Origin of the sequence: Olivibacter jilunii (genome assembly GCF_900607235.1) — a bacterium.
Lineage (GTDB): Bacteria > Bacteroidota > Bacteroidia > Sphingobacteriales > Sphingobacteriaceae > Olivibacter > Olivibacter oleidegradans.
Map to the genome: position 1 here is coordinate 89415 of NZ_LR027854.1, position 22369 is coordinate 111783.

Annotated in this window: 13 protein-coding genes; 2 read left to right on the forward strand and 11 right to left on the reverse strand. The window is 40.6% G+C overall.

Annotated features, from left to right (window positions below; translation table 11 throughout):
• Positions 1-5: 5 nt before the first annotated feature.
• Complete coding sequence (locus E0E36_RS20540) at positions 6-686, forward strand: GDSL-type esterase/lipase family protein (RefSeq protein WP_130857555.1); 681 nt, start codon at positions 6-8, stop codon at positions 684-686.
• A complete protein-coding gene (locus E0E36_RS20545; RefSeq protein WP_130857556.1) occupies positions 683-1765 on the forward strand; it encodes a metallophosphoesterase in 1083 nt (360 codons plus the stop codon). Before E0E36_RS20540 ends, E0E36_RS20545 begins: the two co-directional genes overlap by 4 nt.
• Before the next feature lie 593 nt (positions 1766-2358).
• Here the strand turns inward: E0E36_RS20545 and E0E36_RS20550 are convergent.
• The 11 genes from E0E36_RS20550 to E0E36_RS20600 form a co-directional block, all read right to left on the reverse strand.
• Entirely contained in the window at positions 2359-3342 is a 984-nt protein-coding gene (locus E0E36_RS20550) for a 2-hydroxyacid dehydrogenase (protein ID WP_130857557.1), read from the reverse strand.
• A gap of 75 nt (positions 3343-3417) precedes the next feature.
• Positions 3418-4827 (reverse strand): alkaline phosphatase, encoded by a 1410-nt coding sequence (locus E0E36_RS20555; RefSeq protein ID WP_130857558.1) that lies wholly within the window; start codon positions 4825-4827, stop codon positions 3418-3420.
• Between the two features lie 764 nt (positions 4828-5591).
• Positions 5592-6761, reverse strand: a complete 1170-nt coding sequence (locus E0E36_RS20560; protein ID WP_013666164.1) for an MFS transporter — start codon at positions 6759-6761, stop codon at positions 5592-5594.
• Between the two features lie 232 nt (positions 6762-6993).
• Positions 6994-8436, reverse strand: a complete 1443-nt coding sequence (locus tag E0E36_RS20565; RefSeq protein ID WP_130857559.1) for an MFS transporter — start codon at positions 8434-8436, stop codon at positions 6994-6996.
• 316 nt (positions 8437-8752) lie between these two features.
• Complete coding sequence (gene uxaC / locus E0E36_RS20570) at positions 8753-10165, reverse strand: glucuronate isomerase (RefSeq protein ID WP_013666162.1); 1413 nt, start codon at positions 10163-10165, stop codon at positions 8753-8755.
• 116 nt (positions 10166-10281) lie between these two features.
• Positions 10282-11925, reverse strand: a complete 1644-nt coding sequence (locus E0E36_RS20575; RefSeq protein WP_130857560.1) for a UxaA family hydrolase — start codon at positions 11923-11925, stop codon at positions 10282-10284.
• A 3-nt stretch (positions 11926-11928) separates the two neighbouring features.
• Positions 11929-13470: a tagaturonate reductase gene (locus tag E0E36_RS20580; RefSeq protein ID WP_130857561.1), complete on the reverse strand. Its 1542-nt coding sequence runs from the start codon at positions 13468-13470 to the stop codon at positions 11929-11931.
• Positions 13471-13609: 139 nt separating this feature from the next.
• Positions 13610-15511, reverse strand: coding sequence for a glycoside hydrolase family 88 protein (locus E0E36_RS20585; RefSeq protein ID WP_130857562.1), 1902 nt, complete (start codon positions 15509-15511; stop codon positions 13610-13612).
• An 8-nt stretch (positions 15512-15519) separates the two neighbouring features.
• Positions 15520-17151, reverse strand: coding sequence for a glycoside hydrolase family 28 protein (locus tag E0E36_RS20590; RefSeq protein ID WP_130857563.1), 1632 nt, complete (start codon positions 17149-17151; stop codon positions 15520-15522).
• 122 nt (positions 17152-17273) lie between these two features.
• Entirely contained in the window at positions 17274-18956 is a 1683-nt protein-coding gene (locus E0E36_RS20595) for a RagB/SusD family nutrient uptake outer membrane protein (protein WP_013666157.1), read from the reverse strand.
• Between the two features lie 30 nt (positions 18957-18986).
• Entirely contained in the window at positions 18987-22088 is a 3102-nt protein-coding gene (locus E0E36_RS20600) for a SusC/RagA family TonB-linked outer membrane protein (RefSeq protein WP_130857564.1), read from the reverse strand.
• Positions 22089-22369 lie beyond the last annotated feature (281 nt).

The following is a 22369-nucleotide window of genomic DNA, read 5'->3' on the forward strand; positions in this document are numbered from 1 at the left end:
TAACTATGTACAAGCTGAAATCACTTTTAATAGCTTATTTGCTGTTCATGGGCTTTTTAGAATCACAAGCTCAGCAAGGTTGGGATAGCACTTATCGCCCGGCCATTTACCCCCTGCTCGTTGATCAATTTAAATCCTTTCCAAAAGCTAAGTCAGACATCATTTTCCTTGGCAATAGCATTACTGCAGGAACAGACTGGAATGAATTATTGCAAATCCCGCAAGCGCGTAATAGAGGTATTTCCGGGGACATAACGTTTGGCGTCCTTGAACGACTAGATGATGTGATTGCCGGTAGACCGAAAAAGATATTCGTGCTCATCGGTATTAACGACATATCCAGAAATATACCGGACGACGTTATTCTCAATAATTACGAAAAAATAATCGACCGAATACAAAAAGGTTCACCCAAAACCCACATCTACTTCCAAACTCTGTTACCGGTAAACAGTACTTTTGAGAAGTTCAAAAACCACTATGGTAAAGACGAACATATTCTTTACATAAACGAAGGCATCCGAAAGCTAACCACGGAAAAGGGCATTCAATTAATCGATTTATATCCGCATTTTCTTGATGGAGACAATCGTTTGAAGGCCTCCTTGACGCACGATGGTTTACATTTACGTATGGAAGGTTATCAATTATGGGCAAAAATCTTAAAAGATGGAGGTTACTTATGAAATCTATTTTAAAAATTTGGGTATTTAGCTTTATTCTATTCCACCTTGGAACGGAGACTTACGGACAAAACAACTCCTATCAACCCCCTGCGCTAACGGATAGCAATTCATGGTCAATGATCTTATTACCCGACCCGCAAACGTATGTGAAATTTAGTCGTAATCAAGCTATTTTTGACCTGATGACCAGTTGGATAGGCGAACAAATAGATCCCTTACATATTAAAATGGTTCTGTGCACGGGCGACTTGGTTGAACAGAATAATATATGGATCCCCGAAGGCAAAAATGGTAATCAAGTAAGTATTGAACAATGGCGCTCGGTAGCGAAGGGCTTTAATAAACTAGATGGCAAAGTGCCTTATATTGCAGCTACAGGCAATCATGATTACGGCATTAAAAGTGCAGAAAATCGCGAAACCAACTATAATCAGTATTTCCCACTCGATAAAAATCCATTGTCAAAAGCTTTACTGAAGGAAGTTGGTTACGATATTGACGGTAAACCAAGTTTAACAAACGCGGCTTATGAATTTAGCGACCCAAAAGGCATCAAATACTTATTTTTAGTGCTTGAATTTGCACCGCACGATGGTACCCTAGCTTGGGCGAAAGAAATAGTCAATAAACCCGCTTATGCACAACATCGGGTTGTCTTGCTTACACACTCCTATCTAAATGCGAAAAACGAACACATAGAATCAGAAGGTTACAAATTGCAAAATCCAAATTATGGAAAGGCTGTGTGGGAAAAGTTAGTAAAACCTTCAAAAAATATTGTCTTAGTTTTTTCCGGCCATATTGGTGCACCTGATGATGAAAGAGCCCATATCGGCTTCCGAACAGATACCAATGCCGGTGGGAAAAAAGTACAGCAAATGACCTTTAACGCGCAGGCCTTGGGAGGTGGTTGGCATGGCAACGGTGGTGACGGATGGTTACGTATATTGGAATTTTTACCGGATGGAAAGACCATCAAAGTAAAAACCTTCTCTCCTTTATTTGCCATTTCGCCGGCGACACAACATTTAGCTTGGCGCACAAAAGACTACGATGAATTTTCGTTTGAACTGGATTAAATCAGAAAAGAAAAGCCTTCAACCGGGGAGATTGAAGGCTTCCTAACTAACCAATTATAAACCTAAATTATGAATGATACAAAGATAGTGTACAAAATACACTTTGACAAATCTTTTTTTGCTGTTTAACATTTTGATGACAATGATTGTCAGTTTAAAAAACAAGCCCTGTGATTTGGGAACCACAGGGCTTGACAAACCCAATATAAACAAAAACCAACTATAAGACTATGGAAAAGTCAAATGGTTACATTCGCTGTTAAAATTTTAACAAATTTTAACAAAATGGACTATATATTAATTCTTCTAGGGTGGGCGTAAAGAAAATTCTGTTAGAAGTGTGGAAAAGACGTTATGCGAAAAAGCGAAGGGAAGGAATTGTGAATTGGGGCGACTCCGCAGAACGGTGGGTTGAGAAACGAATTTTTAGCGCGAACCGGACAGCCTTGATGTTTGACTCACTTTGCATCAAGGTAAATTGAGATAAATTAAAAAATAAAAGAATCTGATTAAAAAACCTTCGTTTAACATAAAAAAAGACATTATTCGTTACCGAAGGTCATCTTGTCAAAAACATCTATGTCAATTCATTATTAGGTTAATGAATTGTTCGTTTTTAGACCATTTTTTGCGTCCCTTAGATTTTTCAAGGTAATCGACGCTATTTCGGCTAGCGCTTCCGTTGTAAAGAAACCCTGATGTGAGGTAATAAGTACGTTGGGGAAGCTCATTAATCGCAAAATATCATCATCGTCAATAATATGCTCCGAAAAATCCCTGAAAAACAACTTTTCTTCCTGTTCGTATACATCAATACCTAAATGTCCCACTTTTCCGGTTTTCAAAGAATTAATAATATCTGTAGTATGAATTAAGGCCCCTCTGCTGGTGTTAATAAGCATAACACCATTTTTCATTAAAGCAAGGCTCTCTTCCTTAATCATATGTTTAGTACTCGGCACTAATGGGCAATGGAGTGAAATAATATCGCTTTTTGACAGGAGTTCCTCAAAATTCACATTTATAATATAGTCGGGATGAGTCGACTCGACCGGATCATACCCTAAGAGCTCACATCCAAAACCATGCATAATTTTACAAAATGCCAGTCCTATTTTTCCTAAACCTACCACACCTACTTTCTTTCCATGCAGATTAAAGCCGGTTAAACGATTTAAGGAGAAATTACCTTCCCGCACTCGATTATAAGCTTTATGTGTTTTTCGATTTAGCGTCAAGATCATAGCTACCGCATGTTCAGCGACTGCTTCCGGCGAATAGGCGGGGACGCGATATACGCTGATTTCAAAGCGCTGAGCGGCCTCTAAATCGACTTGATTAAATCCTGCACAACGTAAAACCACGATTTTAATGTTTAAGCCAGCGAGCCTTTCAAGCACTTTGGCATTTGCATGGTCATTTACAAAAATGCAGACCGCATCACAACCTTCCGCAAGTTTTACCGTTTGCTCATTGAGGTCGATATCAAAAAAAAGAAAACGATAAGCCTTCTCCTTGTTCATTTCTTCAAAAGAAGATTTATCGTATGGTTGTGCACTATAAAAAGCGATCCTCATCTTGTGTATATATTTATCGATACAAGATAAACGATCTCCCTTATATAACAAAATAAAACGCAGTTAGGTTACCTGCTAAACAAAGATTCCCGTAGTTTGTAGCATAAAGTTGTGCAACTCTATATTTTTAACAAAGGGTTTAAGTTGTTCACTTCCAGGACCATACATAGCAAGTTCAACATAGTCGGCAGAATGATCCATTGAACCCCAACCGACGGAAAGGTGTTTCTCCTGAATTTGGGCTAGCTTTCTAAATGGAAGTTTGCGTGGATTATAAAGGCCATCTCCATCAAGCGTCTCATAATGGCTCAACAGTTCGTTTGCTTCGTCGATCGTGATCGAATAGCCTTGCGCAAATTCGATACGCTCAATCAACCTCGATGGCGTATAACTTTTATCCGTTCCGTTTAGAATCCAGTCATTTGTATGTTTGAACGACTGAATGAGGTCGAAATTCCTATTCGCTTGTTCCCCATAAAACAGACCTGGATTCGCGTTACCGTGATCAGTGGTCAAAACCACTAAGGTTTCCTTATCAGCTAAAGCAAAAGCCATTGCTTCTCCTATTGCTTCATCAAAGGCCAATTGGTCATAAATAAGTGCTCCTGCATCATTCGCATGAGCAGCCCAATCTACTTTTCCTCCTTCTATCTGTAATACGAAACCATTCTTATTATTCTTTAACTTCTTAATCGCTGCCTTAGTCATCTCGGCCAAACTTGGCGTTGTTGATGCTAGTGTGGGATCATTCGCTCGATCCAACGCATATGGTAAACCGTCGGCATAAAAGACACCCAATATCGGACGATCTTCCTTATCCGAAAGGGTATTCATTTCATCCCGATTTTGAAATACCATAAATCCAGCTTGTCGATATTTAGCGAAAAGGTCTTGCTTATCTTCCCTTTTATCGGCACTGAAAAATTCAAGCCCGCCGCCCATCATGACGTCAAAACGCAAGTCTAAATATTGAAGTGCAATACCGGGTTGATCTGAGCGCTTATTGCTATTTACGCAGAAACCGGCAGGCGTAGCATGGGTGATGGGGACAGAAGTAACACAACCAACCGATTTACCTGCAGCCTTAAATTTTTGTAGGATAGGTTTATTAAAAGAACCATCAGCATTCACATTTAATGAACCATTCGGAACACGTACCCCTCCTCCCCAAGAAGAGCTCGCGGCAGCTGAGTCAGTCACCAAAGAACTCGCGGACGCTGTGTCCATTAACGCTCGAACCGCCTCATTTCTTTCATATAGTGATAACCAATTACTTTGTCTACCTTCCTTTCTTTGCAACAGTAAGTTAGCCATATTTAAGGTTCCGGTACTCATCCCATCGCTCACCATAAAAATAATATTCTTGGCTTTCCTTACCGACGGGTTTTTCATTGGCCGATTGCCGGCAATTGATTGAAACGGGGATAATACGGAAGCCCCTAATGCGGTAAATGCGGTATTTCTAAAGAAATCTCTACGTTTCATTTATTTTTGTTTTTATATCATTAGCTCCCAAACGTACTCCTATGGGCAGTGTTAGTAAATGACAAATTTAAACGAATAATATTAATAGCAACTTAGTTTCATTTTAATTTTATATTAAGTTAACAAGTTTGCGGTAAGTGTTTTCAAACACTAAAAATAGAGAACATAAAATGCAGATGTATTGCAAAAAACTATTGCCAAGAAGTGGTTCTCCTTACGGCAACCACTTTTATGTTCAATAGATTGTTTAGATTAAACGAAGGTTTAATTTGTCACTTTCTTCCGAAGACCACGAAGTAGCTTGAATGCCATAAAAACGAACAAGTGATGAAAAAAGTAACCAAAGACTCGTCGCTTGGAACTTTGCTTTAAATGGTAATGCATCAACGTGCAAACCGCAAATTTCCTAGGCGACATTGTGGCAGAACGAAGGGACTTTACTTTTAACCGGACGTATTATTATTTCTTCAGCCCTAAATATAGCCCTGTGTGTGGGAAAAACGGCCTTGGAGGATATCGATGCAACGAGCAGCAAAGCATTTGCACACATGTTCGTCTTGCAATACTCAAGCGGATTGAGGAAGTGAAACGGCTCCAATACGCGCCATGAATGCTTTGCCATCAGTTGCGAGATAGTCTACAAAGCCTTGGGTTTTGCTCAACTTTTTGCCAAGAAAAAGTTGATAAAAAAAATCTTTCCTTTAACACCCTCCCCCGATTATACTTAAGCCCGTGAGATTAAAAGAAACGGAATTAAGGTGCGACTACTGATTAATAGCCCTTATTTTAGCAACCAACAACGTGATCACCAATCCAAACACGCCAATAACTGCATAAGAATACCTTAAACTGGCTAATTCAGCGATATAACCAATGAGCGGTGGTCCCATAAGAAAACCAAGATAACTCACGCTCGATACCATTGCTAAGGCAATTCCCGGTGATACTTTAGCATTTCTCCCGGCAACACTATAGACCGTAGGAACAACGGTTGCGACTCCTAGTCCTACCAGCATAAAAGCAATTACTGCCGTAATAATATAGGGAAACAACACCGCCAAGAACATACCCGATGATATCAATACGCCACTCACTTGCAAAACCCTTTTTCTACCCAATCGAGCAATGAGCCGATCTCCAATAAAACGCCCTGAAGCCATCATCACCATGAAGGACGCGTAGCCAAGGGGTACCAATGCCTGCGGCGCTTTTACGATATCTTTGAAATATACGCCACTCCAATCAAACATCGCCCCTTCAGTAGCCATACTGCAGAAGCCTATCACACCCAATTGTAGCAAAGCCCCCTCAGGTTTGGAGAATAATTTCTTTTTAGTAGTACTGGCCGGTCCTACCCCTGCTACAAGAAACTTATTATTGATTAGGATACTTATCCATACCAGGCCTGCGATAATCCAAAAATGTAGATAAGGAGCAATATGTAGATTGATCATCAATAGGCCTACCAAAGCACCTGTAAACCCTGCAATACTCCAAGCCCCATGAAAAGAGGACATGATTGGTTTGTCGAAAAGATTCTCTGCGGCAACCCCTTGTGTATTTACTGCTATATTACACATGTTACCGATGATTCCAAATATAAATAAGGAAACACCTAAATGCCAACCCTGAGAAGCTAAACCTAAATTAGTAAGTGCAACCACATATAAAGCGGCAGCTACGGTTAACACTTTTTTACTGCCAAACTTAGTTACTAAGGTACCGGAGAGCGCCATTGTAGCCAATTGGCCTAGCGGTAGTGCAAATAGTAAGCTACCTAATTGCCCGTCAGAAAGATGAAGTTTAGTTTTAATATCCGGAATACGACTTGCCCAAGAGGCAAAAGCCAAGCCTTGACAAAAATAAAAAAGAGATACAGCCAAACGGACACGGTTGCGATTATACGCAGTAGCAGGAAGTATATGAGTTTCCACGTTTATTTAATAAACTTAACGAATCGGTTCAAATTGAGCCAAAGACGATAAGAGCAGGTGTAGTTTGGCTCTCTTTTCAATATCCAATTCTTACGCAAAGTTCATAAAAAGAACATAGATTACATAAATTTTTTTTGGGATTAGTAGAGTTTTTATACTAGTTAAGTAGTTGAGTGGCGATCACATTTAAGAACTGCTCGACAACTCAACTATTCAACCTAGCAACCAATAACTATAAATCCGTAATAGGCGAATATCGAGGTACTAGCGATTTCATAACTACCCAGCCAATGATATAGCAAACCGCGCAAACGGAAAATATAATAAAATAACCAGCTTCAATACCATGAAAACCCATGAAGGACATCTCCGTTTCTTTGCTGTAATCGAAGAGCATTCCGGAACCCTTATTAATAAAGAAAGAACCCACGCCTCCAGCCATACCGCCGATACCCGTAATCGTAGCAATAGCTTTTTTGGGGAACATATCACCTACGGTGGTGAAAATATTGGCAGACCAAGCCTGATGTGCTGCACCAGCTATACCGATAATAATTACAGGAAGCCAATAACTTATATGTCCTAAAGGTTGAGCAAACAGCGCTAACAAAGGGAAAAAGGCAAAAATCAACATCGATCGCATACGGCCCTCATACGGATTCATCCCTTTTTTATCGACGAAGTAAGTTGGAAGCCAACCGCCAATTATAGAAAGCAGGGTAATAAGGTATAAAACAAAAAGAGGTAAGGCACTTTGTGTAGAATCCATACCGTATACGGAACTTAAATAAGCAGGTGTCCAAAAGAGGAAAAACCACCAAACTCCATCAGTCATAAACTTACCAAAGGCAAATGCCCATGTCTGATTATATTTCAAACATTTAACGAAAGAAGCTTTATCGGTTGTTTCTTCTACATAGTCAACCAACTTCCTATCGTTTATTAAATCTTGCTGAATATAGTCGAGTTCCGCTTTTCCAACGCGTGGGTGTACCTCAGGTTTATGGTACATAAACACCCAAAATCCCATCCATATGAACCCTAAAGCGCCTATGATGATAAAGGACATCTCCCATCCATAGGCTTCGGCTATAAACGGTATGGTAACAGGAGCCGCAAGTGCACCTACCGTTGCACCCGCATTAAAAATACTGGTAGCAAAGGCTCTATCTTTTTTCGGAAAATATTCAGCCGTCGCCTTAATTGCCGCCGGAAAATTACCCGCTTCCCCTATCGCTAATACAAGTCGAGCAAAGATAAAAAGCGTGACACTGATTGATATAATTTTTGCAGAATCGCCAACGAGGGCTAGTGCCTCTTTCGCGCCTTCAAACCCTACGAACCATTTGCCGGTTAACAACCCTGACGTTGCAATACCACAAAATGCGTGAAGACAGGCACCGATCGACCAAATTCCTATTGCCCATAGAAAACCTTTTTTTGTATCTAACCAATCTACGAATCTACCAGCGAACAAAAGAGATATCGCGTAAAATATAGAGAACAAAGCTGTTATGTTACCATAATCATTATTGGTCCATTTGAATTCAGGTGCAATGAAATCTTTCCATGTTAAGGAAAGCACCTGACGGTCCATATAGTTGATCGTAGTAGCAAAAAATAGCAGTGTACAAATTGTCCATCTGTACTTACCTATTGTCTCTTTAGAATTCATGATTTATGGCAATAAATGTTAATTAGGTTAAAAGAAAACGTTTGCACATTCATACGTTTTCCTTACGTTAGTTATTCAGCTACAATGATATTAAATTTTGGCTAATAATCCTAGCGTAGAGTCGGCTTTCTGTGGTTAGGATATAGGTGTCAAGACACCTGCCTACCGGCAGGCAGGTAAGTATCAAGAAAAAATCTTATTCTGACACCTCATCTCTTAAACCTTATCCCCTAATATACCTAAAACCGTATACTTATACCCTACACCCTATACCTTATACTCTATACCTTAAACCTCACACCCTACACCTTATCCCTCACCCCTCTGTAGGCCAATTGAAGTAACTAGCGGCATTATGATAGCAAATATCTTCGATAACTTTGCCAATCCAAGGTAAATTCTCAGGTAACTCACCGTTTTCGACTTCTTCGCCGAACAAGTTACAAAGGATTCGTCTAAAGTATTCGTGACGAGGATAAGACAGAAAGCTTCGCGAGTCAGTCAGCATGCCGACAAATTTACTGATCAGTCCCATATTCGACAACGCATTCATCTGTTTGATCATACCGTCTTTCTGATCAAGGAACCACCAACCGGAGCCGAATTGAATCTTTCCGGCCGAAGAACCGTCGTTGAAGTTGCCAATCATGGTCGCTATTAATTCATTATCTGCCGGGTTAAGATTATACAGGATGGTTTTAGCTAATTTATCCTGACTATCCAGTTTGTCAAGGAAACCCGCTAGAGCCCTTCCCTGCGAAAAATCACCGATAGAATCCCAACCCGTATCAGGACCTAATTTTTGCATCATTCTTGAATTATTATTTCGAAGTGCACCCAAATGATACTGTTGCACCCATCCCTTTTCGTGGTCCCATTCAGCGAAATAGGTTAGCATGGCCGATCGAAATTGATTATGCTGTTCATCAGAAATAACTTTACCCTGCAATGCGTTGGAGAAGATGGTTCTAATATCTTCTAATCTGTAGGATTCGTTATAAATTTCCTCTAACCCATGATCTGACACACAGCATCCATTTTCAGCAAAATAATCGTGTCTAACTTTCAGCGCTTGCAAATAGTCATCAAAATTTTGAACAGTTACCCCCGAAACGCGGCTCAATTTTTCTACATACTGCTGGAATTTCGACAGTACAGAAAGGTTCATCGCATTATCTGGCCGGAAGGCAGGTAGTACCCGAATTTCAAAGCCCTCTTTTTTTAGCTGTTGATGATATATTAAACTGTCTGTCGGATCGTCTGTTGTACACACAATCTTTACATTCATCTTCCTTAATAGATTCCTGACACTATATTCCGGCTTCTTAAGTAAATCGCTCGCTTCATCGTATATTTCTTCAGCAGTACTAGCGTCCAGTATTTTATCAATGCCAAAATACCGCTGCAATTCTAAATGCGTCCAATGGTAAAGGGGGTTCCTTAGGGTATATGGTACAGTTTCAGCCCACTTTAAAAACTTATCCCGATCACTGGCATCGCCGGTACAATAGCGTTCATCTACACCATTCGTACGCATTGCCCGCCATTTATAATGATCGCCATATAACCATACTTGTGTAATATTTTCAAATCGGGCATCCTCGGCTATCTGTTGAGGGGACAAATGACAATGGTAATCGATAATGGGCATTTTCGCCGCATATTCATGATATAATGTTTGCGCTGTATTACTTTCTAATAAGAAATTTTTATCTAAGAATTTTTTCATACTCGTGAGCTTTAGGCAGTAGGCGTACGCTTTATGCCTGCTTCTACTAATAACTAACAACCAATAACTAACAACTAATAACTAATAACCAGCAACTAACAACTAATAACTAGCAACTACAAAGACACCCCTCTCTTCCAAGGAATAAAGTCATCTTGATTCAATTGCACTGCTTTGGGAATCACCTCACCGCTTGCTGCCCGAATACAATATTCCAGAATATCCTCACCCATTTCTTCGATGGTTTTTTCACCGGAAATAATCGGACCGCAATCAATATCAATAATATCTGCCATACGAGAAGCGAGCGAAGAATTGGTGGCGACTTTAATTACCGGACATACGGGATTTCCTGTGGGCGTTCCTAAACCTGTTGTAAATAAAATCAGTGTTGCTCCGCTGGCTGCTTTACCCGTGGTTGCTTCTACGTCATTACCAGGGGTGCAAACCAAGTTTAAACCCGGTTTAATAGCTGGTTCCGTGTAGTCTAACACATCCTCTACCGGCGCTGTCCCACCCTTTTTAGCGGCACCATTACTTTTAATGGCATCCGTAATCAAGCCATCCTTAATATTTCCGGGAGAAGGATTCATATGAAATCCCGAACCGGCATTTTCGGCCGCTTGGCTATAGGCCCCCATAAGGGTTATAAATTTTTTTGCAGCCTCTTCATTCTTTGTGCGGTCTATCAAATTTTGCTCGGCCCCACATAGTTCCGGAAATTCAGCTAATAAAACTTTCCCCCCCAGTGCTACTAGTAGGTCAGCACAGTAGCCTACAGCAGGGTTGGCAGAGATACCACTGAAACCATCACTGCCTCCGCATTTCACACCGAGTGTAAGCTTGCTGAGCGGTGCAGGTTTCCGTTCCAATTTATCAGCTTCGGCTAAACCTATGAACGTTTGTCTAATCGCTTCCGTAACCATTTGTTCTTCGCTTTTAGACTGCTGCTGTTCGAAAATGTAAAGCGGCTTGTCAAAGTTTGGATTACGGTCTTTTAAGTCATTTAAAAAGTCCTGCACCTGTAAATTTTGACATCCTAAACTGAGCACGGTTACACCGGCCACGTTCGGATGATCGGCATAAGCTGCCAAAAGCTTACTTAATACCGCCGCATCCTGTCGAATACCACCACAACCACCTTGATGGTTCAGAAATTTAATGCCGTCTACATTTTTGAAAACCCGATCGGTTGGGACCCATGCTTCCTGCAAATCTAAATCAACTGAAGCAAGGTCCTTACCTTGTCGGTACCATTCCTTCAGTAAGCGCGCCTTCCTCTTGTATTTATCTGTCACGGCATACCCTAATTCATTATGCAATGCCTCTCTTATGACGTCTAGGTTTCTGTTTTCACAGAAAACGGTAGGTATAAATAACCAGTAATTTGCCGTTCCAACTTCACCATTAGACCGGTGATATCCATTGAAAGTTCTATTAGCAAACTTGGATACATCCGGGGCTTCCCAATGGTAATTGTAGGGTCGGAATGCGTAAGCTGCAGCCGCATGCTTTAGATTATCCGTACTCATACGTTCCCCCACCTTCACGGGATATTGTGTTTTCCCAACGAGCGTTCCGTACATGAGAACCTCCGCTCCTTTTTCCAAATCCTGCGTATAAAACTTATGCTTTGCCGGAATATCTTCCTTCAGCAGATATGTTTCCGACTGATATACGATTTGTTCTCCTTGCTGTAAATCTTGCAGCGCGACCAATACATTGTCTTTCGGATGTATCTTTAAAACCCTTGCTCCCATAACCTAATTAAGCTGATTGTATTTTTTGTTATTAACAGCCTCTTTTATTACTTCTTTAACCTTATTATCCATTAATAAACGTAAATAATGCAGTACCTTCTCCTGAAAACCGGGGAGTGTCAGCTTCTGTTTCCATATGCGTTGATCATTCAAAACTGCTTCAACCACTTGTTCCGGTTCTTTACTCCACAGTCCCTCAAATAAGGCGGCATATTCATCATTAATGGTATAATACCCCTTCTCGTTAGTATAACCTTTATAGGTATTGTCAATACTGCGCTTCGCCTTCATAAAAAGTATATAAGCTGCAAAGCCCATGGCCATAAACTCCGGTGCCTCACCTACTGCATCATAAAATCCTTTTATAAGCGCTACGTTACGCATTTCCATTTTAGACGTGTAATTCAATGTAATGTTAATCCACTTATGGTCGAGTGACTGATTTCTAAAACGATCCAGCACTTTTTCGGCAAAAAGCTTGGCTTCCTCGTTTTCGATACCACCGCGAGACACAACGGTTGGAACAATTTCCTCCATTAGTAGTTTTTTTATAAAGCCTTCTAAAAGAGGATCAGCCATGGCTGCTTTTACAGTTTCGCAACCAGCTAAAACAGCTAATCCACACGAAAAGGTATGCGTACCATTTAACAGCCGTAACTTTAACTCTTTAAATTTACTTATGTCTGAAGTGATGACCATTCCATCGTCCACAGTACTGAATGATAAAATTTCCGCAACTTTCGGATCCTTCGCCTCTATTGCCCAAAGTCGAAAAGGCTCCGCCATGATCATTAAGTCGTCTTGATATCCTACACGCTCCTGCATTTTTTGATGTTCTTCGAAGGGAAGCTTTCCTGGTACGATCCGGTCCACCAATGTATTGCAAAAATAATTGGCATCTTCAAGCCAATGTAAAAATGCCGCCTCCAACCGATGTTGCTCAGCTAATTTCACTATAATTTCTTTCAGTTTTTTTCCATTGTCTGAGATTAATTCTGTTGGCAATATAACCATTCCCGCCTCCTTATCACCACCGAAGTACTGAAAACGTTTATACAAGAAAGCCAATAATTTAGCTGGATAGCTATGCGGTGGGTTCAATGTAATCTTATCATCTTTATCATACATTATACCTACTTCCGTTGTATTCGATATTACTACCCGCAATTGCGGTTCTTCTGCATAACGTAATATTTCTCCCCAATTTTCCGAAGCGGTTAATACTTCCTTAATGGAAGAATTAATACTGATCTCTTCGATTTCTTTTCCGTTTTCAATTCCTTTTACACAAAGGGTATATAAGCCATCCTGCTCCTCAAAGCTATCTGTTCTGCCACTTGCCGTAGATTTCACCACAACGATTCTTCCATTAAATACCTGCTTTCTGTTTGCCTTGTCAATAAAATATTCAGGCAGACCTCTTAATAATACGCCCGTACCAAACTGTATTACCTTTACCGGCAATTCCTTCCAATTGGCCGCGGGCACTTCAACCTCGACAGGTAACGTACCCTTTTGCAAAAACTTATTGTTTAAACGTTCCATTTTTATTGCTTTATGTTGAGTTGTCGAGTAGTTAAGTTGTTGAGTAGTTCTTAAATACGATCACCAATGGTACTTAACCTGTATGCTATCACTACTTAACTATTTCACTACTTAACTATTTCACTACTTAACTACTTAACTATTTCACTAACCATTTCACCCAATCATGTGTTGCTTGAAAATTTTGGTATTTTGCAGGTAACTTCCTTCCATCTAAATATTCATTGTATATCCATGGGTCTCCTAACACAAACACTTTTCCCTTGCCGTATTTGCTAATGGCCATGATATTTAACCCTTTTGTTCCAACGATTGGTGTGGCAGGAGCAAAAACGCGAAGTGAACTGATTTCCTTGATATACAATTTATAGGGCCTTTTAAATATAGGGTTACTTTTATCGACTTGAACGGCTCCCTGTTCAAATTGATTGTTTTTCACCATCAAATGGTTGTCTTCATTGAATTGAACACCAAAATGGCCTGCAAGCTCATTAAAATGCGTAAACTCAGCATTGCCGGCATCATTTCCAAGCAATACAAGTGTTCCTCCATTTTTAACCCATTTAACAATTACATCGATTTCAGGAGTAGCCAAATAATTTGGATGGGCAGATTCCTTTTCGGTGTCAGGATCTACGATGATATATACATCGGCCTTTCGAAGATTTTCTTCTGTAGGTTTTACTCCCAATGAATCAGTAACTGCACCGTAGGAACGGAAAATGTACCCTAACAGGGAATAACCACCGTTATCCTGCTCTTCCCAGGTATAATGATAACGTTCTTGCTGCCCTAGTAAGCTTTTCCTTGTTTCATGGTTGTAATAATAATCCAACAGCACCTTTTTTCCTTTAGCGAATTTCAAATTAGGGACCATTTCCATTTCAACTGCACATTGTATGAAAGCACCGATCCCCTTCGGGTCGTTTTGAATGACCGGTTCGCTCATGTAATATTCAAAGGAGCCGTCACGATAGGGTTTTCCTCCTAAACCGGAAACTTTCACCGTGCCGTTTAAGTTGACATTGCCCTGTTCATCTTTTTCAATGAACTCTTTCAAAATACCCGTATAACCCTTTTCAGCATTTTTCAAAAATTTAGCAGGTAAATATCCTAAACGCACACCTTTTGCTAAAGTATAGACAATCATCGATGAAGCAGAAGCCTCTGGGTAGTTTCCTTTTCTACTAGGCATATCGGTCACCTGGTACCAAAGACCATTCGCTTGCTGAAACCTGGCAACTGCATCTGCGTAACGATTCAAAATAGCTACAATCGTATCTCTACCGGAATGATTTTTAGGAAAATAATCCAGTACATCTACCAAGGCCATGCCGTACCATCCTAACGCACGGCTCCAAAAATTTGGTGACCGACCCGTTTCCTTATTAGCCCACTGTTGTTCTTTCGATTCGTCCCAACCATGGTATAATAAACCCGTTTTTTCGTCACGCGTATTCTTTTCAATTAAAGCAAATTGACGGCTAATGTCGTCGAAAGCTTTCGGCTCGTTAAACAGCTTTGCATATTCCGCATAAAAAGGTTGTCCCATGTACAAGCCGTCTAACCAGACTTGATGTGTATAGATCTTCTTATGCCAGAAACTACCCTGTTTGGTTCGTGGATGTGTATCAAGTTGTTTTCTTAAATGCCGGACTGCTTTTAAGTACTTTTCTTTTCCAGTTACCTGATATAGAAATAAGAGGATTTTTCCGTTATTAATGAAGTCGATATTATAATCCTCCATTTTATAAGCATTGATGGTACCGTCTTCCTGCACATAATGGTCCATTTTATGCTGGATATAATCGAAATAGCGCTTATTCGCTGTATTCTTCCAAACCCCTTCTACTCCTTTTAGAATTACCCCCAAGTCATAACTCCATTTAGCCGGCTGATTTTTTTCCAGTGTAAAAGCATCAGGCCAAAGTCGCATAGCCGTTTGCGTCATCAACTCACTATATTTTACTTCCTGTGCTTGTACATTAAAATAGCTTATCATGAGCGATAGCAACAAGAGCCGCTTAAAAATCCAATCCATTCCTTATCTTAATTAATGTTTATAACGTTTTTATTGGCACCAAAATCGGCTTTAATAACCGGTTGAGCTCCCGTCAAGCCTTGCACATCAACTGTAGAAGTACGTTCGCCCTGAAGATGAAAGATATTTGCATTTTTCACTTCTAGCTGATGCAGCTTTATATCATTGCTGTTTAAAATATAGGCAATTTGCTTAGAAGCATCTTCAACCTGCAACTTTACGTCGCGCAGGCTTATATTGGATGCTTCCTGTATATCGATGCCCTCTTTAGCAACCATGTCAAGCCTAGTCAATTGAATATTCTTTATGTGCATTTCAGGTAAGCCTCGGATAAAGAGCGCTTTAGCTGCCCCATCGCAAACCACATTATTAATATAAAAATCCTTAAATTGCGGTGTTGCTTCAGTAACAGGCAAAAATTCCACTTTAGGAGGTTCCCGATGTTCTCCACTTAACACGATCGGATCCTTTGCTTCATAATACATATCGAACAGAATAGCCTCTCCGGGAATATCTTTCATGAAAATGTTATTGATATATACATTTTCTACTACGCCTCCCCTTCCACGTGTCGTTTTAAATCGTAAACCGATATCGGTTCCGATAAACGTACAATTGTCAACATATAAATTTTTCGCACCGCCGCTCATTTCGCTTCCCACAACAAAACCACCATGCGCATGATAAACCGTACAATTCCGTACCCACAGATTTTCCGTTGGCATACCACGTTCCCTACCCGCTTCATTTCTGCCGCTTTTAATACAGATAGCATCATCACCTACATCAAAGGTGCTTTGTTCCACCAGTACGTTTTTACAAGACTCAATATCCAAGCCATCTCCATTTTGGGAATACCAAGGATTGCGTACATTAATATTCCGTATGGTTAAATCGGCGCTCATTAAGGGATGGATATTCCAAGCAGCTGAATTTTGAAATGTTACACCCTCCAGTAAAATACGCTCACATTTCTCGAGCAAAATCATATTCGGTCTCAAATAGTCCTTTATTTCCTCATAGAACTGTGCATTTTTCCCCTTCTCCACAAGTCCGGGATCCTTATAAGAAGCTCCTTTCAAAGAACTCTGAGAAGGATACCAAATATCTCCTTTTTCGTTAAGAACGCCTCCGGAGCTTATAAGCTTCTTCCATTGCGTTTCTGTCATTTTCGCTTTTTTCACCATTCGCCAAGCATCACCATTTCCGTCAATAACCCCTTTCCCGGTAATCGCTATATTTTGCTGATTTAAGGCCCATATAGGCGATTGGTTCCGCATCTGCGGGATCCCTTCCCAGCTGGTCTGTACCAAGGAATATTGCGAAAAATCTTTTGTAAACTGCAGCAACGCGTTAGCGGCCAAATGCAAGTTTATATTGCTCTTTAAGGTAATAGGCCCCGATAGCCATACACCTGCAGGAATTAAGACCACGCCTCCACCCTTCTTATGTGTTTGATCAATAGCTTGATTAATCGATTCCGTATTTAAATGACGTCCACCGGAAATCGCTCCGAAAGCAGTGATTGATACCGTATCCTTTTTAAAAGTAGGTAATGAGACAGTTGGTTCAGCAAGTTTTTGGGCGAATGCCCCATGGGTAAAAATTAAGAGTATAACAGTTTTCAGTATCTTATTCATAAAGCATTATCAAGGTATCAATCGGTTATGCCCCTACAATTCTAAGGCTATCCGCTAATCTTTTCAAACATTTAAAGGTCTTTATTTGCGCAATCGTTACCGATAACGATTGCGCTGTTTTTTTATCTGGCTTCGTATCCTGGGTTTTGTTGGATTTCCGCTTCATTGAGATCAATAGCGTCCTGTGGAATCGGTCGCAAAATCTTATCTTGACCGTCTGGTCCTCTAAAGGCGCGATCGACTCCAATCCGTTTGATATCATAGTTATATTTGGCACAAAATTCTTTCAATTTCCCTGTTCTTCTCAACTCCGGCCACCTTAAATATTCGCCCGCAAACTCTTTCGCACTTTCAATCAGATAAGCATCAAGTGCCTGACTTTGGCCAGCGGCTGTGGCGATATCTATGTTCGGACTTAACCGTCCGCCGTCTTTTGCATTACCCGGTCTATCCAACACCGCCTGTACATAAGTTGCTGCACTGGCGAAATCATTCAATCCAATACAAGCTTCTGCATAAAGGAAGTAGGTTTCGGCCAAACGTGCCAATACAATATCTCGCACACTGGCTGTTTGCTGAAATATGGTACGAGTTTGCGGACTATCAAACTTTTTAATAACCGGTGTACTCATATCCGCGTCATAGAAGGCTCTATAAGCCTCTTCATCGTACTTAAACGGGTAATACCGGAAATTACTTGCTATTTGTCCCTGGTGTTGATTTGCCCACGCTAAAGAATCGGCGCTTGTATATTCTCTACCCCAAACGCGCGGATAATAGGCTCTGATCAAGATGCTGGATTTATCTTTGCTGGCATCATAATAATCAAAATATTGATCATAAATGGTTAGCATAAAAGTTGCATCGTATCGAGCGTCATTCTCTCCATAAAAAGTATGTAAATTCCAGGAAGGGTATAATTGAGCACTCATGTATTTATGATTTAGCTCGGATCCACCTAAGTAGGGACCGAAAATACCCTGTTGATTGTTTCCGTCCGTACTGGAAGCAATGGATTCCAAATCATATTGTATCGCAAAAATGATCTCATCATTATTTTCATTATAAGGGCTCCATAATTGCTCAAATGGAATACTAATTGTTTTGCCATTTATCGCAGCCAAGGCATAAGTCTTTGCTTTTTCAAAATCAGCCGCTTGTTTCAGGTCCCATGCGCTGGTGAGATGCACTTTCGCTAAGTAATGGTTAATGACTGTTTTATTTACTCGCGCCTTAGCTGTTCCGACAAGGGGAAGGGCTGCTTCCATTTCGCCAATGATAAAGGTATAGCATTCCTCCAAGCTGTTTCTCGGCATATTTAATCGCGGTTCAAAAGTGGCTTCTGTATTAATATAGATCCCGCCAAACTGCTCCACCAAAAGAAAGTGATAAAAAGCGCGCAAAAAGCGCAATTCAGCTAGGTAAGTTGCTTTTTTCTCCGCGTCAATTTCGGCTATATCATTATAAAAAATAGCCATATTAACAGTTTGAATAGCTTTATAACAGAGTTGGTAATAGTCCTTTACATAGGAATCCGTGGCATAAAGTTGTTCGTATTCCTGAATAGATCGATCACCCGTACCTCTCGCTCGTTGATACATATCAGTACCCGCTACCAGCAACCAGGGAGTTAGTCGGAACGTCTCACGTAAGGATGAATAAGAGGCTGTTACTAAAGTTTCATAACCCGCCTCGGTTCGATAGAACTCTTCGTTCGTGATCCCTCCTTTATTATCTTCCTCTAAAAATTTCTTACAGCCACTGAGTAACAATGTAAGAACTATATATATTAAAATACGCTTCATGATCGTTATATTAAATCGTCAATAATCAAATTAGAACTTAAGATTTACACCCAATTGATAAGTAACTGTACTTGGACCATTACCGTTCTGTAAGGAGGTAGTTGCATATTCCGGATCCCAACCTTCGTATTTGGTAAAAGTGAATGGGTTAAGTATGTTAAGGTATACGCGTAACTGACTTATTTTCGCTTTCGACAACATTTTGCTTGGAAGCATGTAACCCAAGATAATGTTTCTTATTTTTACAAAAGAGGCGTCAGTATATTGTCCGTTACTGCCATAATATGGTCCGGCGTTATTAATAGCCGGATATTTCCCGTTTTCGTTTCCAGCGGTAGGTGACCAAGTAGCCGAGGGAGATCCGTCTTCTTTTGTACCCCAATTATTCCAATCGTATCTATCGATCCCTTGAGGCACGAAATAATCGAAGCGAATTTTAGGTCTTCCACGCTGCGTATTACCTGGGCCAAATTCTTCCAAAAATCGATCCTGTACAAAAATCCCTTGACGAGTAAACAAATCAACTGATAAATCCCAGCTTTTGTAATTAAAAGTTGAGCGAAGATTGGCAGTCCATTTAGGATTAGGACTACCCAAAATTACCCGGTCGTTAGCCGCTGTAATAATGCCGTCACCGTTAATATCCTCTACTCGTGCCTGACCCGGCTGTTGCCCCCATCGCGCAGCTTCCTCCACTTCATCCGATTTCCAAATTCCTACAACACGATAGTCGTAAATTACCTCAATAGGGTGTCCGATAAACCTTTTTTCGCCCATTACATCTTCCTTTTTACCATAAAGAGATTCGATGGCATTTTTATTATGAGCGAAATTCAGAGAGGTAGTCCATTGGAAATTAGGCGTACGGATATTGGTTGAGTTTAGGGAAATTTCAATTCCGCGATTGCTTACTGAACCAATATTATCTGTCATGGTAGCAACACCCGATTCAATAGCCAACGATCTACTCATTAACAAGCCATCGGACAACTTATCATAGACATCAAGTGATCCATAAAGTCGTTGATTGAAAAAACCAAAGTCCAGTCCGAAGTTCAGCTCCCGTGTCTTCTCCCACGTAATTGCAGGATTGACTGGATAGCCTGGTCGGAGGCCGGAAACTGCATTACCATCGCCAAAATCATACCATATCAATTCATCCGAAATCGGTGTTTGCATTGATCCGTAAGGGCTAATTCCGTTATTGTTTCCCGAGTAACCAAAACTAAATCGAGCCTTTAAATCGGAGAGCCAATCGGCCTTCATAAATTCTTCTTCTGATAAGCGCCAACCTAGTGCAAAGGAAGGAAAAGAGGCCCATTTGTCGGCCAATTTAGAGCTTCCGTCATAACGGATTGTTCCGGTAACTAAGTACTTTCCTTTATAATCATAGTTAACACGTGCGGCATAAGAGATCAAACCAGACTCGTTATATGAAGTTAGTGAATTGTCCCGCATTAAGTTACCTGTAAATAAATTATACCACTGAGAATCGTAAGGTAAATTCTGGGTAGCGGCCTGTATTCTTTCAAATCGAGTTTTATAAAAACTGTTTATAAGGGTGGCATTTAAGTGATGATTATCATTAAAGGTCTTATTATAGGTTATTTGATTATCCCAGGTATATTCCAAACTTTCATCATTTTGTTGATAAGCCTCATTCTGGTTCCTATTACCTGGCACAACGTCATAGTATTGTCCCACTCGCTCACGGGTAAATCGTGGCATGATGGTACTTTTTATAGAGAATCCATCAAACAGGTTTACTTGCGCGTAGGCGCTTGCTAACACGTCATACCGTCTAGTCTCTTGATTACCGCTATTAATCTCTTGCAGTGGATTGGGTGAGCTCGTAAAGTTTCCACTACCTTGAATAGATGCGGCAATACCGGGTTGTTGAATAAGATTACCTTGATCATCATACGCACGCAAGATAACGGGCATTCGCATAATATCGCGATAGCCGTACTGGCTTCCTTGATTAGTAACGGTATGGGATAAATTAATGGTACCTCCTGCCGAAAAAAACTTGGATCCCCGGTGGTCGATACTCAATTTCATATTGTATCGCTTTAGGTTTTCGTTGATAAAATTACCTTCTTCATCTTGATAACCTAAACCGAGATTATAAGCTAGATCACTTGAGCTTCCACCAATATTTACATAATGATTTTGCTGATGCCCATCTTGTGTACCCAAAGCAAGCCAATCTTCATAATCTTCATCAAATAGACGTTGTTCCAATAGCGGGCTTCGCTGTAAAACAGAATTTCTATTAGCGGGCGTTAATTCATACTGACCTAAATTGGTGTTATAAGTATAGTAGGCCGACGTGCGGAAGTCTACCCATTCTCGTCCGCTCATAAAATCCGGTAATCTTGCAATTTTACGAATGCCGTAGAAACCATCGTAAGTCACTGACATTCGCGAACCATGATTACTGCCAGCATTCTTTGTTCGCACAATAACAACGCCGTTCGAGCCGCGCGAACCGTAGATGGCTGTCGAAGAGGCATCACGCAAAACGTCAATTTGCTCAATATCGGCTGGATTTAAAAAATTGATATCGCCCATCACTACGCCATCCACAACATACAAAGGGCTTCCACCCGCTAACGAGTTTTGCCCCCGGATCTGGATATTAAATCCACCGCCGGGTTTTGTTGAGGTGGAGCTGATATCGACCCCCGGAACAGAGCCTTGTAAAGCAGCCATAGCAGAGGTAGTTCCACGAGCTTTTAAAGTCTCGGAAGTGACCGAACCGACGGCACCTGTAAGGTCTCCTTTTTTCATCGTCCCGTAGCCGACTACGACCACCTCGTCTAAACCTGTTGCATCTTCTTCTAGAGTAATTGTGAGGGTTTGTTGTCCGTTAATAGGAATTTCCTGCATTTTGTAACCCAGGTAGGTAACGGTTAACACGGGGTTCTGCGTATTTGGCAGCTGTATGTTAAACGCTCCGACATCATTTGTACTTGTAGTTGTACTTGTTCCTTTTACGGCTACCGTTACACCAGGTAGCGGCTCTTGCGCTGTATTGACGACCTTTCCGGTAATTGATCTTGTTTGGGCAAACGAAGAGCAATAACTGAAAAATAAGAGCCCAAAAAGCGTCCATAATTTTTTAGTCATAATGGTTCTAATAAGTTAATAGAAATTGTGGATTTATTGGTTAATCAAAAAGCTATGATTGGCTCGTTGATAGCTACAAGATACATGGATAAAAAAGAAATCCCCTCAAGAGATCTCGTAAAAAACTACGCAATCGTTGCCGGCAACGATTGCGTAGTTTTAAGCCTTAAGCAATAGGCAATATGCTGGAGGCTAATTTGAGTAATCAAGATATAAGTATCAGGACACCTGCCTGACGGTAAGCAGGTAAGTATAAAGACTAATCATCACATTGGCTAATC

Excerpts from the sequence above, each read along its gene's own strand:
- E0E36_RS20540 (WP_130857555.1), top strand. The coding sequence starts at position 6 with ATGTACAAGCTGAAATCACTTTTAATAGCTTATTTGCTGTTCATGGGC.
- E0E36_RS20545 (WP_130857556.1), top strand. The coding sequence starts at position 683 with ATGAAATCTATTTTAAAAATTTGGGTATTTAGCTTTATTCTATTCCAC.
- E0E36_RS20550 (WP_130857557.1), bottom strand. The coding sequence starts at position 3,342 with ATGAGGATCGCTTTTTATAGTGCACAACCATACGATAAATCTTCTTTT.
- E0E36_RS20555 (WP_130857558.1), bottom strand. The coding sequence starts at position 4,827 with ATGAAACGTAGAGATTTCTTTAGAAATACCGCATTTACCGCATTAGGG.
- E0E36_RS20565 (WP_130857559.1), bottom strand. The coding sequence starts at position 8,436 with ATGAATTCTAAAGAGACAATAGGTAAGTACAGATGGACAATTTGTACA.
- uxaC (WP_013666162.1), bottom strand. The coding sequence starts at position 10,165 with ATGAAAAAATTCTTAGATAAAAATTTCTTATTAGAAAGTAATACAGCG.
- E0E36_RS20575 (WP_130857560.1), bottom strand. The coding sequence starts at position 11,925 with ATGGGAGCAAGGGTTTTAAAGATACATCCGAAAGACAATGTATTGGTC.
- E0E36_RS20580 (WP_130857561.1), bottom strand. The coding sequence starts at position 13,470 with ATGGAACGTTTAAACAATAAGTTTTTGCAAAAGGGTACGTTACCTGTC.
- E0E36_RS20585 (WP_130857562.1), bottom strand. The coding sequence starts at position 15,511 with ATGGATTGGATTTTTAAGCGGCTCTTGTTGCTATCGCTCATGATAAGC.
- E0E36_RS20590 (WP_130857563.1), bottom strand. The coding sequence starts at position 17,151 with ATGAATAAGATACTGAAAACTGTTATACTCTTAATTTTTACCCATGGG.
- E0E36_RS20595 (WP_013666157.1), bottom strand. The coding sequence starts at position 18,956 with ATGAAGCGTATTTTAATATATATAGTTCTTACATTGTTACTCAGTGGC.
- E0E36_RS20600 (WP_130857564.1), bottom strand. The coding sequence starts at position 22,088 with ATGACTAAAAAATTATGGACGCTTTTTGGGCTCTTATTTTTCAGTTAT.